At 66.1% G+C, this 14,969-nt stretch carries 15 protein-coding genes; 7 read left to right on the forward strand and 8 right to left on the reverse strand.

All coding sequences use genetic code 11. From position 1 onward, the window contains the following. The first annotated feature begins 12 nt into the window (after nucleotides 1-12). Both ACXAD2_RS11920 and ACXAD2_RS11925 read left to right on the forward strand, forming a co-directional pair. The gene (locus ACXAD2_RS11920; protein ID WP_066103683.1) at nucleotides 13-831 is read left to right on the forward strand and encodes an ABC transporter permease; all 819 of its coding nucleotides are present in this window, start codon (nucleotides 13-15) and stop codon (nucleotides 829-831) included. 9 nt (nucleotides 832-840) lie between these two features. Further along, nucleotides 841-2,172: an NAD(P)/FAD-dependent oxidoreductase gene (locus tag ACXAD2_RS11925; RefSeq protein WP_475170134.1), complete on the forward strand. Its 1,332-nt coding sequence runs from the start codon at nucleotides 841-843 to the stop codon at nucleotides 2,170-2,172. Nucleotides 2,173-2,229: 57 nt separating this feature from the next. On the opposite strand, the gene argC is transcribed toward ACXAD2_RS11925, so the two are convergent. From argC to ACXAD2_RS11940, 3 genes are all read right to left on the reverse strand, one after another. Then, nucleotides 2,230-3,204, reverse strand: a complete 975-nt coding sequence (gene argC, locus ACXAD2_RS11930; protein WP_475170137.1) for an N-acetyl-gamma-glutamyl-phosphate reductase — start codon at nucleotides 3,202-3,204, stop codon at nucleotides 2,230-2,232. A 374-nt stretch (nucleotides 3,205-3,578) separates the two neighbouring features. Further along, nucleotides 3,579-4,916, reverse strand: a complete 1,338-nt coding sequence (locus ACXAD2_RS11935) for an ammonium transporter (protein WP_475170139.1) — start codon at nucleotides 4,914-4,916, stop codon at nucleotides 3,579-3,581. A 36-nt stretch (nucleotides 4,917-4,952) separates the two neighbouring features. Next, on the reverse strand, nucleotides 4,953-5,291 hold the full coding sequence (locus tag ACXAD2_RS11940; RefSeq protein WP_066103691.1) for a P-II family nitrogen regulator: 339 nt from the start codon (nucleotides 5,289-5,291) through the stop codon (nucleotides 4,953-4,955). Nucleotides 5,292-5,566: 275 nt separating this feature from the next. Between ACXAD2_RS11940 and ACXAD2_RS11945 the strand changes: the two genes are divergently transcribed. From ACXAD2_RS11945 to trpS, 3 genes are all read left to right on the forward strand, one after another. Further along, complete coding sequence (locus ACXAD2_RS11945) at nucleotides 5,567-7,765, forward strand: transglycosylase domain-containing protein (RefSeq protein WP_475170141.1); 2,199 nt, start codon at nucleotides 5,567-5,569, stop codon at nucleotides 7,763-7,765. A gap of 126 nt (nucleotides 7,766-7,891) precedes the next feature. Next, nucleotides 7,892-8,623 carry an orotidine-5'-phosphate decarboxylase gene (gene pyrF, locus ACXAD2_RS11950; RefSeq protein ID WP_475170145.1) on the forward strand — a complete coding sequence of 244 codons (732 nt, stop codon included), beginning with the start codon at nucleotides 7,892-7,894 and terminating at the stop codon, nucleotides 8,621-8,623. Nucleotides 8,624-8,828: 205 nt separating this feature from the next. Next, complete coding sequence (trpS, locus tag ACXAD2_RS11955; protein WP_475170147.1) at nucleotides 8,829-9,875, forward strand: tryptophan--tRNA ligase; 1,047 nt, start codon at nucleotides 8,829-8,831, stop codon at nucleotides 9,873-9,875. 42 nt (nucleotides 9,876-9,917) lie between these two features. Here trpS and ACXAD2_RS11960 read toward each other — a convergent pair whose 3' ends face one another. Together ACXAD2_RS11960 and ACXAD2_RS11965 are read right to left on the reverse strand one after the other, a co-directional pair. Next, a complete protein-coding gene (locus tag ACXAD2_RS11960) occupies nucleotides 9,918-10,184 on the reverse strand; it encodes a hypothetical protein (RefSeq protein WP_475170149.1) in 267 nt (88 codons plus the stop codon). Beyond that, nucleotides 10,181-11,077 (reverse strand): SPFH domain-containing protein, encoded by an 897-nt coding sequence (locus tag ACXAD2_RS11965; protein WP_066103701.1) that lies wholly within the window; start codon nucleotides 11,075-11,077, stop codon nucleotides 10,181-10,183. The genes ACXAD2_RS11960 and ACXAD2_RS11965 overlap by 4 nt, the downstream gene beginning before the upstream one ends. A gap of 282 nt (nucleotides 11,078-11,359) precedes the next feature. On the opposite strand from ACXAD2_RS11965, the gene ACXAD2_RS11970 reads away from it, so the two are divergent. Next, nucleotides 11,360-11,668 carry a hypothetical protein gene (locus ACXAD2_RS11970; RefSeq protein ID WP_224905871.1) on the forward strand — a complete coding sequence of 103 codons (309 nt, stop codon included), beginning with the start codon at nucleotides 11,360-11,362 and terminating at the stop codon, nucleotides 11,666-11,668. A 26-nt stretch (nucleotides 11,669-11,694) separates the two neighbouring features. Here the strand turns inward: ACXAD2_RS11970 and ACXAD2_RS11975 are convergent, their stop codons facing one another. Further along, entirely contained in the window at nucleotides 11,695-12,132 is a 438-nt protein-coding gene (locus ACXAD2_RS11975; protein WP_475170152.1) for an NUDIX domain-containing protein, read from the reverse strand. 103 nt (nucleotides 12,133-12,235) lie between these two features. On the opposite strand from ACXAD2_RS11975, the gene ACXAD2_RS11980 reads away from it, so the two are divergent. After that, nucleotides 12,236-13,495, forward strand: a complete 1,260-nt coding sequence (locus ACXAD2_RS11980) for a DNA polymerase IV (RefSeq protein WP_475170155.1) — start codon at nucleotides 12,236-12,238, stop codon at nucleotides 13,493-13,495. 6 nt (nucleotides 13,496-13,501) lie between these two features. On the opposite strand, the gene ACXAD2_RS11985 is transcribed toward ACXAD2_RS11980, so the two are convergent. Together ACXAD2_RS11985 and ACXAD2_RS11990 are read right to left on the reverse strand one after the other, a co-directional pair. Next, a complete protein-coding gene (locus ACXAD2_RS11985; protein WP_066103709.1) occupies nucleotides 13,502-13,831 on the reverse strand; it encodes a DUF3775 domain-containing protein in 330 nt (109 codons plus the stop codon). A 105-nt stretch (nucleotides 13,832-13,936) separates the two neighbouring features. Then, nucleotides 13,937-14,953, reverse strand: coding sequence for an alpha/beta hydrolase family protein (locus ACXAD2_RS11990; RefSeq protein WP_475170160.1), 1,017 nt, complete (start codon nucleotides 14,951-14,953; stop codon nucleotides 13,937-13,939). Nucleotides 14,954-14,969: the final 16 nt, after the last annotated feature.

The following is a 14,969-nucleotide window of genomic DNA, read 5'->3' on the forward strand; positions in this document are numbered from 1 at the left end:
CGGAGGCCGGGCATGAGACGCTTCAGCTGGTTCAACACGGTCTCGCTGACGCTGGGCTTTGCCTTCCTCTATCTGCCGATGGTGCTGCTGGTCTTCTACAGCTTCAATGAAAGCCGTCTGGTCACCGTCTGGGCGGGCTTCTCGACCAAATGGTACGGCGAGCTTTTCCGCGATCAGGCCTTCCTCGATGCGGCATGGGTGACGGTGAAAGTGGCGGTCTTCTCGTCGACCCTCGCCACGATCCTCGGCACCATGGCGGCCTATGTCCTGGTGCGCGCCGGGCGCTTCCATGGCCGGACCCTCTTCTCGGGGATGATCTACGCGCCGCTGGTGATGCCCGAGGTGATCACCGGCCTGTCGCTGCTGCTGCTGTTCATCGGCATCAACCTCGACCGCGGCGTCTTCACCATCGTGCTGGCGCATACGACCTTTTCCATGTGCTACGTCTCGGTGGTGGTCTCCTCGCGGCTGACCACCTTCGACCGCTCGCTGGAAGAGGCGGCGCTGGATTTGGGCTGCTCGCCGTTTGAGGCGTTCCGGCTGGTCACCCTGCCGATCATCGCGCCTGCGGTGATCTCGGGCTGGCTGCTGGCCTTCACGCTCTCGCTCGACGATCTGGTGATCGCCAGCTTCACCACCGGCCCCTCGGCCACGACGCTGCCAATCAAGATCTTCTCGGCGGTGCGTCTTGGCGTCAGCCCGCAGATCAACGCGCTGTCGACGCTGATGATCGGGATCGTCACCTTGGGGGTGATCACCGCGTCGATCATGTCAAAGCGCGCGGCTGTGGCGCAGCGGCGCGACGAGCAGGCGGCGATCCGGGCAGACTGAGGAAGACCGATGAAACGCATCTACGAAGCTGCGGCCTATGGGCCGCAGGGCGCCTGTTTTTGGGCAGACACCGTGCAAGGCGTCGATGCCGGGGCATGGGGGCCGCTCGCCGCGCCGCGCCATGTGGAGGTGGCCATCATCGGCGGCGGCTTCACCGGGCTTTCGGCGGCGCTGCATCTGGCGCAAGACGGCGCTGACGTCGCGGTGCTGGAGGCGGGCCATCCGGGCTATGGCGCGTCGGGGCGCAATGGCGGCTTCTGCTGCCTTGGCGGGGCCAAGGCGCCGCACGGCCTGCTGCGCAAACGCTATGGCGAGGACGGGCTGAAAGAGTGGTGCCGCACCGAAAAGGCGGCCATCGACACCGCGGCCGGGCTGATCGCCGAGCATGGCATTGATGCGGACACGCATTCCCAAGGCGAGACGCTGCTTGCGCATACGCCGCGCGCCTTTGCCGCGCTGAAGGCCGAGGCCGAGACGCTGCCGCAGCTTTACGGCGTTGAGGGGCGGCTGATCCCGCAGGACGCGCTGGCAGCGGAGGGGCTCGCCGGGCCTTTCCACGGTGCGCTCGAAGTGACGCTGGGTTTCGCGCTCAACCCGCGCAAGTATCATGCCGGGCTTGGCCGCGCCGCCAGTGCGGCGGGGGCGGCCTTGCATGACCACACGCCGGTCACCGCCTTACGGCAGGAGGGCGGGCGCTGGCATCTCACCACGCCGCAGGCGGTGCTGACCGCGAACCGTGTGATCCTCGCCACCAATGGCTATTCCTCCGAGGATGTGCCGGACTGGCTGCGCGGGCGCTACCTGCCGGTGCAATCCAGCGTCATCGTCACCGAGCCGCTCAGCGAGATGCAGCGCGCCGCCGCCGGCTGGACCTCGCGCCAGATGGCCTATGACACGCGCCAGCTGCTGCATTACTTCCGCCTGCTGCCCGACAACCGCTTCCTTTTCGGGATGCGCGGGGGGCTGACCGCGACGGACCGGGCGCAACGCGCCATCAGCAAGAAGATCCGCCGCGAATTCATCGAGATGTTCCCGGCGTGGAGCGGTGTTCAGGTCACCCATGAATGGGCCGGGCTGGTGTGCCTGATGGCCAATCTCACGCCCTACGTCGGGCCGGTGCCGGAACTGCCGGGGCTGTATGCGGGGCTTGGATTTCACGGCAACGGCGTGGCCATGGGCACGCATGCGGGGGTGCTGCTGGCCGATCTGGCGCAGGGCAAAGCGCCGCGCGGCAGCTATCCCGCCGTGATGCAGAGCCGCCCCAAGCGTTTCCCGCTGGGCGGCCTGCGCCGGACGCTGCTGGCGCCGGCCTATATGGGCGCGTCCCTCTTCGATCTCTAGACTGCAAAAGCCCGCGTGCCCCTGCCGGGATGTGCCGGCAGGGGACAGGCCTGGATGTCAGGGCCAGAGCGGCGCGCCCTCCAGTCCCGCAGTTTCGGGTAGGCCGCAGAGCAGGTTCGCATTCTGCACCGCTTGGCCAGCCGCTCCTTTGCCGAGATTGTCGACAACGCCCAGCCCGATGACGAGGTCGCGCGCGGGGTCGGCGGCGTAGCTGACAAATGACAGGTTCGAGCCCGCCGCCCATTTGGTTTGCGGCGGCCTGTCGGTGACGCGCACGAAGGGCCGGTCGGCGTAGAAGCCGCGGGCCGCCTCGAGACATTGCCCGGTGCTGGCGCTGCCGCGGCAGTAGATGGTGACCAGCAGGCCGCGGGTCATCGGCACAAGGTGCGGGGTGAAGACCAGTCCCGCGGCGCTGCCTCCCGACAGATGCTCGATGCTGGTCGCCATCTCTGGCATGTGGACATGCTGGAGCAGTCCGTAGGGCTGCAGGTTCTCGTTGCTCTCGGCGTAGCCAAAGCTGCCGCCACCGCCGCGCCCGGCCCCCGAGATGCCTGTCTTGGCGTCGATCACGATATTGCCCGGCGTGATCAGTCCGCCCGCCAGCAAGGGCGCAAGCGTGTTCAGCGTCGCTGCCGGGAAGCAGCCGGGGTTGGCGACGCGGCGCGCGCCCCGGATCCGCTCGGGCCAGACGTCGGCAAGCCCGTAGGTCCAGCCCTCGGCGTAGCGGTGATCGCCACCGATATCGACGATCTTCACCTCTTCCGGCACGCGCGACAGCGCTTCGGCCGAGGCGCCTGTGGGCAGCGACGCGAACAGCACGTCGAGGTGGGGCAGGGCGTCGGGGTCCCATTTCTCGATCACCAGATCGGTAAGTGCTGTGGGGACGCCGGGAAAGCGTTCGACGAGGCGGCTGCCAGCGCTGCCGTCGCCCGCAGCGTAGACCAGCTCGAAAGAAGGGTGACCGGCGATCAGGCGCAGCGCTTCGCCGCCGCCAAAACCGCTGATGCCGACAATGCCGACGCGAATGCTCATGATGATGTCCTTCGATGATGCGAGTAAAACAAAACCCCCGAAGCCGGAGGCTGCGGGGGTCAGGAACGCGGGTCGGAGGGGCTCCGGCAGGCGGGTTTCAGGAGAAGCCCGTTACGATGCCGAATATCCTTGATCGACGCGCAGCCCGAAGAGCCGCCGCAGGGGTGCGCGGCGTCGGCGTCGATCGAAGAGGAATTGGTTCCTGAGCATGGTCCGAAGGAATGTCGGCAGTTCGCATGACAGTCAAGCGGCAGCTTTGAGGAAGGCGCTTGTTTCCCGTGAATTGTTGCGCGCTCTGCGCCGCGGCCCGGCAACAAAAAACCCGGGCGCGAACGCCCGGGCCAGTAGGTCAAAAGCTGAAAGGAAGGAGAAAATCAGCCCTTGGAGAATTCGGGGTAGGCTTCCATCCCGAGCTCGGCCATGTCGAGACCGTTGATCTCGTCTTCTTCCGAGACGCGGATGCCGAAGATCATCTTGAGGATGAACCACAGGACCAGCGAGACCACGAAGGTGAAGACGCCGACCACGACGATGCCGTAGATCTGGGTGCCGAAGGATGCGTCACCGTTGGTGAAGGCAACCGCGATGGTGCCCCAGATGCCGCAGACAAGGTGCACCGGGATGGCGCCGACCACGTCGTCGATCTTCAGCTTGTCGAGGAACGGCACAGCGAAGACCACGAGGATGCCGCCGATCATGCCGATGATGGTTGCCGAACCCAGCGTCGGGGTGAGCGGCTCTGCGGTGATCGACACGAGGCCGGCCAGCGCGCCGTTCAGCACCATGGTGAGGTCGGGCTTCTTGTAGAGAAGCTGGGTGACGATCATCGCTGCGACCGAACCGCCGGCTGCTGCCGCGTTGGTGTTGGCGAAGATGCGCGAGACGTCAGCCACGTCGCCCACGGTGCCCATTGCCAGCTGCGAGCCGCCGTTGAAGCCGAACCAGCCGAGCCACAGGATGAACGTGCCGAGGGTTGCGAGCGCCAGGTTGGAGCCCGGGAACGGGGTCACGCGGCCATCTTTGTATTTACCGATACGCGGGCCAAGAACGATCGCACCGGCCAGAGCAGCCCAGCCACCCACGGAGTGCACGACGGTCGAACCTGCGAAGTCGAGGAAGCCTGCGGCGTCGAGGAAACCACCGCCCCACTTCCAGGAAGCCTGCAGCGGGTAGATGATCGAGGTCAGGATGACGGTGAAGATCAGGAACGGCCACAGCTTGATACGCTCGGCCAGGGCGCCCGAAACGATCGAGGCGGTGGCGGCGCAGAACATCAGCTGGAAGAAGAAGTCCGAACCGGTGGAGGCATAGCCGTAATCGTCAGCCGCGTCGGCGGTCACGCCAACGGCTTCAAGAACGCCCGGGCCCCAGACGCCCGACAGAACGCCTTCGACCGACCAGGTGCCGAGCGGGTACATCAGGTTGTAGCCGATCAGGTAGTAGAAGATCGAAGCGAGCGAGAAGAGGGTGACGTTCTTCATCAGCTGCATGGTGACGTTCTTGGAGCGCACCAGGCCGGCTTCGAGCATGGCAAAGCCCGCGGCCATGAAGAACACCAGGAAGCCGCCCACGAGGAACAGCAGCGAGTTGAAGATGAACACCGAGTTGGTCGAGGCGTTGACCCCGGCCACAGGACCTTCGTCCTGAGCAAGGCCCAGGCTCGGCAGCGCGATCAGCGCGGCGACCGGAGCGAGCGTCTTGAGAAGTTTCATGTCTTGTTTGTCCCTATCTATCGTTCCGCGATCGGCTCAGAGAGCGTCCGCGTTGGTCTCGCCGGTCCGCACGCGCACGGCTTGCTGAACGTCGAGCACGAAAATCTTGCCGTCACCGATCTTGCCGGTCTGGGCGGTGCTGGTGATCGTTTCGACAACCTGGTCGGCCATGGAGCCGGCGACCACGATCTCGAGTTTGATCTTCGGAACGAAGTTCACCGCATATTCAGCGCCGCGATAGATTTCGGTATGACCGGACTGCGAGCCGAAGCCTTTGATTTCCGTGACCATCATGCCGCGCACGCCGATTGCGGTGAGCGCCTCGCGCACCTCCTCGAGCTTGAACGGCTTGATCGTTGCAATGATCAGTTTCACCTTGGTCCCTTTCGGTTCTTGCGGAATGTCGGGACACTCCGCCTCTCCTCGTTTGTGCATGGGCAGAAAGCCGCTGCCCGCCCGCCATTGGAAGGGAAAGCCCCTTGCAATGGGTCGAACGTGCTCCCAAGGAGATCACAAAATGGGCAAAAGATCTGCATTTGATTAAAAAATGGCTCTTTTAAAAAGACAAATATGTGACCGTTTCCCGGTCAACATCGGGCTGCAAACCCGTTATCCTCCGCCAAAACAAACGACAGGCCGGGCAAAGCGAAATGAGTGATTCAGGGCGTGGCAAGGGCCGCTTGGTGGCCGACCGCCGCTATCCCAGGGCAAGCCAGAAATCCACGACAAAGCCGCAGGGCCGCAAGGCCTCTGGTGGCGGTGCAGGCGGTGGCGGCCCGTCCCGGCCCCGCAAAACCGCGCGCAAGCCCGCCCGCAAACCGGCGAAGAAGAGGAATTTTCTGGTGGCTTTCGTGCTTGGCACCTTCTCGTGGATCCTGCGCATCTTCTGGCGCATCACCTGGCGCGTGACGGCTGTCGTCGCGCTGATGCTGGCGCTTGGGGTGGGCTTTTTCTACACCCAACTGCCGCCGGTGACCGATCTGCTGGACGGGCGTGCGCGCGGCTCTGTGACGCTGATCGACCGCAATGGTGCGATCTTTGCATGGCGCGGCGATCAGTTCGGCGGCGCGGTGACGGCAAGCAGCGTCTCCAAACACCTCAAGAACGCGGTGATCGCGACCGAGGATAAACGCTTCTACCACCATTTCGGCGTCTCGCCGCGCGGCGTCGCCAGTGCCATCCGCATCAACCTTGCCGAAGGGCGCGGGCCGCTGTCGGGCCACGGCGGCTCGACCATCACGCAGCAGACCGCGAAACTGCTCTGCATCGGCGTCGAATATGACTCCCAGGTCTGGAAGACCGAGGCGGATTATGTGGCCGACTGCCGCGAGTCCTCGCTGCTGCGCAAGGGCAAGGAAGCGCTCTACGCCATGGCGATGGAGCTGAAGTACACCAAGGACGAGATTCTCTCGATCTACCTCAACCGCGCCTATATGGGCGGCGGCGCCTATGGGGCCGAGGCCGCTGCAGAGCGCTACTTTGGGAAAAACGCCGCCACGCTGAACCCGCAGGAATTGGCGATGCTGGCCGGTCTGCTGACCGCGCCCTCCTCGCTGGCGCCGACCAACGACCTCGAGCGCTCGCAGGCCCGCGCGGCCACCGTGCTGCGGCTGATGGAAGATCAGGGCTATCTCTCCGATGCGCAGGAAAAAGCGGCGCAGGCCAGCCCCGCGACCCTGTCCGAAGAGGCGCAGCGCAAGACCGGCGGCTATTTCGCCGACTGGGTGATGTCGACCGGCCCCGAATATTTCACCCGCGACACGATGGAAGATGTGGTGATCCGCACCACGCTTGATCCCAAGCTGCAGCAGGCCGCCGAAGACGCGATGAACTCGGTCTATGAGAGCAAGGTCAAGGAAGGCTCGAAGGCGCAGGCGGCGATTGTCGTCATGTCCTCGGACGGCGCGGTGCGGGCGATGGTCGGCGGGCGCAAGACCGGCGTGTCGGGCGTGTTCAACCGCGCCACGCAGGCCAAGCGGCAGACCGGCTCGGCGTTCAAGCCCTTCGTTTACGCCACCGCGCTGGAACTGGGCTATTCGCCTTATGACACGGTGGTCGACGAGCCGTTCTGCATGAATGTGCCGGGCTCGGGGCAATGGTGCCCGCAGAACTACTCGAAAACCTATAAGGGCCGCGTCACCCTGACGACCGCGCTGGCGCATTCGCTGAACATTCCGGCGGTGAAGATCTCCGAGGCGGTGGGCCGCGATCTGGTGCATAAGGTCGCCACCGACTTCGGCATCAAGTCCGAGCTGAACGACGGCCCGGCGATGGCGCTCGGCACCTCCGAAGCCTCGCTGCTCGAGATGTCCGGGGCCTATGCGGGCATTCTGAACGGTGGCTCGGCGGTGACGCCTTACGGGCTCGTCGACCTGCGCCTGAAGGGCGAGGATGAGGTGCTGATGGGCACCGGCGGCGGTATCCGCGAGCGGGTGATCCAGCCCGAGGCGGCGGGCCAACTGGTGTGGATGATGGAGCATGTGGTCTCCGAAGGCACAGGCGGGCGGGCACAGCTGCCCGACCGCGAGGTTGCGGGCAAGACCGGCACCTCCAACGATGCCCGCGACGCGTGGTTCATCGGTTTCACCTCCGACTATGTGGTCGGCGTGTGGATGGGCAATGACGACAACTCGCCGCTGACCGGCGTCACCGGCGGCGGCCTGCCGGCGGAGATCTGGAGAGAGACCATGTTGCGGGTCACCGACGGCACCGAGGCCAAACCGCTTCCGGCCATTGCGCCCGCCGCACCGGAACCGGCGCAGCCGCAGGTGCAGCAGGGCCAGCCCGAGCGCCAGCGCCGCGACAACATCATCCAGCAGGTGATCCGCGACCTTCTGGGGGGCGGCTGACCCCGTCACGGGCGGCAACTTCCTTCGAAGGAAGTTGCAAAAGCCTTCGAAGGCTTTTGGCGCGGGCTTGACCTGAGCGCCCGGCGCGGACATGAGAGGCGAAATCCCGCAAAAGGAGCCGCCCTCATGTCCGCAGCCGTGTCCGATGACCGCCTGATCGTCGCCCTCGACGTGCCCAATGCCCTCGAGGGGTTGAAAATCGCCGAAGAGATCGGCGATGCCGTTTCCTTCTACAAGATCGGCCTCGGGATGCTCACCGGCGGCGGTCTGGCGCTGGCCAATGAGCTCAAGCAAGAGCACGGCAAGCGCATCTTCCTCGACATGAAGTTCTTCGACATCGGCCAGACGGTGGAGAACGCAGTGCGCGGCATCGCGCAGTTCGACCTCGATTTCCTGACCGTTCACGGCGATCCGCATGTGGTGCGCGCGGCCAAGGAAGGCGCGGCGGGCTCGAACCTGAAGATCCTCGCGGTGACCATCCTGACCTCGCTGGACCGCGCCGATCTGGATGACGGGCTGATGCAGAAGGGCGATGTGGCCGATCTGGTGGTGGAACGTGCCGCGCGGGCTTTCGAAGCCGGAGCCGACGGCATCATCGCCTCGCCCATGGAAGCCGCCCGCATCCGGGCGCTGCCCGAGGCCGAGGGCCGCCTCATCGTCACCCCCGGCGTGCGCCCCGCAGGTGCCGCCGATGATGACCAGAAGCGCATCGCCACCCCCGCCAGCGCCATCGCGGCCGGGGTCGACCATATCGTCGTAGGCCGCCCGGTCTGGCGCGCGCCCTCGCCGCGCGATGCCGCGCTGGCGATCAACGCCGAACTGGCATCGCCGCAGGCGCAGCGTCCGAACAAGGGCTGAAAGGCTTGATCTGCGGCGCGCGCGGGGCTAGGCAGTCTGCATGACACGTCCGATGCCCCTTGCGAACCTTTGGTGGCCCGCCTGACATAGGCGGCCGGACATCTCATGTTTTTCAAACAGGCCGCCGCATCGGGCGGCCTTTTTGATGTAACACACCCCATCAAGACACCCATGCGGCGACCTCCTTTTCCACACGGAGACCCACATGGACCAGACCACACTGACCCGCCCCGAAGCGGACACGCTCGCCAAGGCAAAACCCGTCATCCTCACCGGGGACCGCACCACCGGGCCGCTGCACATCGGGCATTACGCGGGCTCGCTGAAGAACCGGCTGGCGCTGCAGGACAGCCACCGCCAATTCCTGCTGCTGGCCGACACGCAGGCGCTCACCGACAATGCCCATGACATCGGCAAGGTGCGGCGTAATGTGCTGGAGGTGGCCTGCGACTACCTTGCAGTGGGCATCGATCCGGCCAAGACCACGATCTGCCTGCAATCGCACCTGCCCGCGCTGGCCGAACTGTCGATGCTCTATCTCAACTTCGTCACCGTCGCCCGGCTGGAGCGCAACCCGACGATCAAGGATGAGATCCGCGCCCGCGGCTTCGGGCGCGACATCCCCGCGGGCTTTCTGTGCTATCCTGCCGCGCAGGCCGCAGACATTACCGCCTTCAAGGCCACCGTCGTGCCGGTGGGCGAGGATCAGGCGCCGCTGATCGAGCAATGCAACGAGGTGGTGCGGCGGGTGAACGGCGCTGCTGGCCGCGAGGTGCTGCCCGAGGCGCAGGCGCTGATCCCCGAGGCCGGGCGGCTTCCGGGCATCGACGGGCGCGCCAAGATGAGCAAGTCGGGCGGCAATGCGATCCCGCTCTCGGCTTCGGAGGATGAGATCAGCCGGGCGGTGCGCGCCATGTTCACCGATCCCGATCACCTGCGCGTCGAAGATCCGGGCCGGGTGGAGGGCAATGTGGTGTTCACCTATCTCGACGCTTTCGACGAGGAGAAGGACGAGATCGCCGCGCTCAAAGAGCATTACAGGCGCGGCGGGCTCGGGGATGCGGTGCTGAAACGGCGGCTCGAGGACATTCTGCAGGCACTGCTTGCACCGATCCGGGCGCGGCGTGCCGAGGCGGCCTCGGACCCGGCGGAGGTGCATCGGATTATCGCCGAGGGCACCCAGACCGCCCGCGAGGTCACCGAGGCGACCAAGCGCGAGGTGATGGATGCGCTGGGGCTGTTCCGGTTGTGACGGAGGACTGTGCCGAAAGGGGGAGAGCCGCGGCGCTCTCCCTCAGTCCTCGTTGATGTCGCGCGTCCAGATTTTTGTCTGGCCCTTGCGTACGCCCATGAACCGGCGCAGCAGCGCCCATGCGATCAGCGCCACGACGGCGCAGATCAGCAGCAGCATCGGCCAGCCGGTGGTGAGGCCGAGCAGCAGCAGCACGCCGACCACCGCCGCGCCGATGGCAAAGCCGAGGAACACATAGGCCGGGCTCACCACCTCGAGCACCAGCAGCACCACCGCCGCCGCCAGCCAGACCCACCACAGCTGGATCATGGCTTGCGCCCGGTGAGCAGGGTGAAGGCGTCGGCGAAAGCGTCGAGCGCATTGGAGGGCAGCACGATGGTCTGCTTGCCGTCGCCCTGTCCGAGCGCCACCAGCGCCTCGACCTGTTTGAGCGCCACCTGATATTGCGCCGCCTCGAGGCCGTTCTGGGCGATCGCCTCGGCCACCACCTGCGTCGCATAGGCCTCGGCATCGGCAGAGATGCGGCGGGCCTTGGCGGTTTGCTCGGCGGCATAGAGATCGGCGTCGGCGGCCAGTTCGACCGCGCGCTTGCGGCCCTCGGCCTCGGTGACCTGCGCGCGGCGGGCGCGCTCGGCGTTGAGCTGTTGCAGCATGGCGTCGCGGGTCTGCTGGTCGAGGTTCACATCGAGGATCTCGGCGCGGGTCACCTCGATGCCCCAGTCGTCCACGGCGTCCTCGACATTGCCCTTGATGGTGGAAATCAGCGCGGCGCGATTGGACTGCACCTCATCAAGCTCCATCTTGCCGATCTCGGCGCGAACGATGCCGGCGACCGTCGTGGCAATGGCGGCATCCACGTCGCGGATGCGGTAGACGGTCTTTTCCGGCTCGAGGATGCGGTAGAACACCGAGGTTTCCACTTCGACCAGCACGTTGTCGGCGGTGATCGCATCCTGATTGGCGTTTGGCAGCTGGCGCTCGAGGATCGAGACCTTATGGGCGATGCGATCCAGAAACGGCACGATGAAGTTGATCCCCGGGCCAAGTACCGCGCGCAGCCGTCCGAAGCGTTCGACCACATGTTTCTCGGATTGCGGCACGATCCGCACGCCCAGCACGATGCACAGGATCACGAAGCCCGCGAGCAGCAGGATCACGAGGTTGCCCCCGAGCAGGTCGAGTATCACATCTTCCGCAGTCATCAATTTTCCCCATCCCCTAGAGGCGCGCTGGCGCTGGATCCCATCCCATGGCAGGGGGCGCTGCCCCCTCGGCGCATGCGCGCCTCACCCCCGGCGTATTTTCAAAGAGAAGAAGGGGCTTGGGGGAATTATGCCCGCAGCTTGACGTGGCGGGAAGCGATTTTGGGCGAAGCATTTCGAGGTGTCGCGTTCGCGCCTCACGCGGCTGTGTAAAGCGCAAAATCGGCGCGATGGAACTGTCTGGCAAATTGTGACGTTTTACCCACAATCAGGAGACAAGCCATGACCGAGATGACCACGCAGATCGGCGAAATGCGCTACAACGCCGCCGAAGGACAGTTTGAAGCCCTCGTGACCTTTCACACCGACGCGGGTCGGCTGCGCGTTGCCAGCAGTTTTGCCGCCCCGGTGACCACCCAGCCCGATGCCGCCGAGCGCGTGCTGGTCTCGCGCGCCCTTGCGTCGCTCGACCAAGAGGGCACGCTGCAGGCACGCACCATGCCGCTGCCGTCGGAGCGGGTGCGGCGCACCCGTGCCGCCGTTGCCGAACGCCGGGGCTTGGGCTGGCTGTCGCTGTTCCGCGCGGCCTGAATCCCTTGCGACGCGCTGGCGCGGCCTCAGCCCGCCACGCTTTGCAGGATTGACAGGTAGTCGCGCAGCACCGTGCGGAAATGCGGGATCGCATCCTCGCGCGCGGCGAATTCTTCGGCCGCCATCATTTCCCAGCCCTCGCCCTCGCCGCCCCAGACGACATTGTCGATACGTTCGGCGGGGAGATGGGCGGCGTAATACCACAGCCCGTCGCGGAAATGCTCCCATGTGAGCGAGTCCGGCGTCAGTGTCAGGCCGACCTCTTCGGTGGTCTCGCGCAGGGCGCATTCGGCGGGCAACTCCCCGGGCTCGCGCGCGCCGCCGGGGAAGTCGAGATAGCCGGGCCAGGGGATACCCTCGGTGTGGTCGCGGCGCAGGATCAGCAGGTCGTCGCCCAGAAACAGGATCAGCTTGGCGCCCCTGAAATCGTCTCTGCTGGGATCTTTCGCCGGTTGGGTGCTCATCAAAAAATCGCCTTTCGCAAATCCTGTACTGGTGACTGTGGCAGCCGCCCGGGAAGCTATTCTATAGTTCCCCCGTAGCATCTTCACATCGAAAGATCCCCCCATGCCCGCGCTCTGCCGCGATTGCCTCACCGAGTTTGACCACGGATCGCGCTGCCCGTCCTGCGGGCGCCCGCGGATCGTGCGGCATGAGGAACTTTGGGACCTCTCCATCGCCCATATGGATTGCGATGCCTTCTATGCAACCGTCGAAAAACGCGAAAATCCCGAGCTTGCCGACAAGCCGGTGATCGTCGGCGGCGGCAAGCGCGGGGTGGTCTCCACCGCCTGTTACGTGGCGCGCATCCGCGGCGTGCGCTCTGCCATGCCGATGTTTCAGGCGCTGAAGCTCTGCCCCGACGCGGTGGTGGTGAAACCGCGCATGGAGCTTTACGTCGAGGTCTCGCGGCAGATCCGGGCGCTGATGGAAGAGCTGACCCCGGCGATCGAGCCGCTGTCGCTGGATGAGGCGTTTCTCGACCTCACCGGCACGGCGCGGCTGCATGGCCATCCGCCCGCGGTGATGATGGCGCGTCTGGTCAAACGCATGCGCGAAGAGCTGGGGGTCACCGGCTCGGTCGGCCTGTCGCACAATAAGTTCCTCGCCAAGATTGCCTCGGATCTCGACAAGCCGCACGGGTTTTCGGTGATCGGCAAGGCCGAGACCGCCGAGTTCCTGCGGCCCAAATCGGTGCGGATGATCTGGGGCGTCGGCATGGCCTCGCAGGAGGCGCTGGAGCGCGCCGGGATCCGCACCTTCGAGGATTTGCTGCGCTGGGAGCAGCGCGACCTGATCCAGAGGTTCGGCTCGATGGGGCAGCGCCTGTGGCATCTGGCGCGCGGCGAGGACAGCCGCCGGGTGACGCGCAACGCGCCGGTCAAAAGCATCTCCAACGAGACCACGTTTTCCGAAGACACCGGCGATCCCGATCTGCTCGATGGGCACCTCTGGCGCATGTGCGAGAAGGTCGCGGACCGCGCCAAGGCCAAGGGGCTGGCGGGGCGGGTGGTGACGCTGAAGGTCAAACGCGCCGATTTCAAGCTGATCACCCGGCGCCAGTCGCTGGCCGATGGCGATGCCACGCAGATGGCCGACCGTATCTACCGCACCGCGCGCGCCATGCTCGACACGCTGGAGCGGCAGGGGCCGTGGCGGCTTTTGGGGGCGGGGATTTCCGAACTGGTGAGCGCCGAACAGGCCGATCGCGGCGGCGATTTGCTGGACCCGGACGCGGGCAGGCGCGCGGCGGCGGAACGGGCGACGGATGCGATCCGCGCGCGGTTCGGCGACAGTGCCATCGTCAAGGGCCGCGCGCTGCGCTGAAGCAGCTCAGCGGCCGCGGTTCAGCAACTCGTCCTCCTCGTCCTCGGGATCAAAGCCGAGGGCTTCGAGTCCGGCTTCGAGATGGTCGGCAAGATGCGGCGTGCCGATCAGATAGTCGGCGGTGGGCGTAGAGGCTTCGGTGAGCGCGGTGCGATAGGCCTCGGCCCATTCGTCGGCATCGAAGGCATCTCTGCCGATCCACATCACCGCGACCAGCGCGGCCTGTTCCTCTTCGCTCATGCGGTCGATGAAGCCGCGCAGCTCGCCCTCGGCACGCTCGATCTCGCGGGCCATCAGGATCACGGCGGCAATTGTGCGGACGCTGATTTCTTCCATGGCGCGTCTCCTTTCTTCGCGCACACCATGGAGAAAAGCCTACACCCCCACCTTGATCTGCGACAAGCGGCGGATGGAGATCGGGGGCGTGTCAGCCGGTCAGTGTCAGCCGGTCAGGCCAAGCGCGCGGTGCAGGAAGTGCAGCGCGTCGGAGGCCACCGCGTCATGGACCGCCGCGCGGTCCTCGGCGGTGCTGCCGCAGAGCTCGGGATCGCCGCCTTCTTCTTCCAGCAGCTTGGCGCCATCGGGCGTGCAGCGGGCAAAAAGGTCGTAAAGCCGCGCCCCGTCCAGCGGACGCACCTCAATCCCGGACTGCACCGCGAGATGGGTCTCACCGGCGGCGGGCTTGGCGAGACCGTAGATTTTGGTCATCGCGCGGCGCGGGGCCAATGTCTCGGGGCGGAATTCGGCCAGATACTCGGGCGCCAAGGCGAGCACCGCGCGGACCCGAGGGTCGCGCCGCTCGAGCGAGAGGGCCTGCACATCGACGCTGGCCGGATCGACGCCGCCTTCGGCAAACCAGTCGCAATCGGGCGCGGGATGCGAGGAGTCGCAGTTGCGCGCATAGGCCGCGACATCAATCTGTCCGCCGCCCAGCATCAGCGCCGCCGTGCCGCCAAGCGCGACACCGGCCACCGCCACGCGGGTCTCGTCGATGCGCATCTGCCAGTCGGGATCGCTCAGCAGCAGATCAAGCGCCTGACCGAGTTCCGCCGGACGCCGCCAGATCTCGCCCACCGCGCTGGCCTGATCGCGCGGACGCTGGCCGCTGACCTCGGCGACGATGAACCCGCCCGCGGCCAGTTTCGCGGCCAGCCATGCGCCGCTCTGCTCGGCAGAGCGCAGCCCGCCGTGTGACAGCAGAACCAGCGGCAGCTTGCCGGGCTGCGGCGAGGCTTCGCGCTGCGCGGGGGTGCCCTCGAACACGGCGTTGCGGCCAACCAGTTCCGACGCACCCGCATCGCTTTGTGCGGGGTACCAGATGGTCATCGAAATGCCGCGGTCGAAGTTCGCCTCGGGCCGGACCATGGTACTGACACCGACGGCGGTCGCGCCCTCTTCGGCAAAGCCGGGAACGGCGAGCAGGGCCGCAAGGGCAAGGCCGGTGAGGCGGGCAATCATCGTCATGTCCTTGGCG

Source organism: Salipiger sp. ABN3_019 (assembly GCF_056158605.1).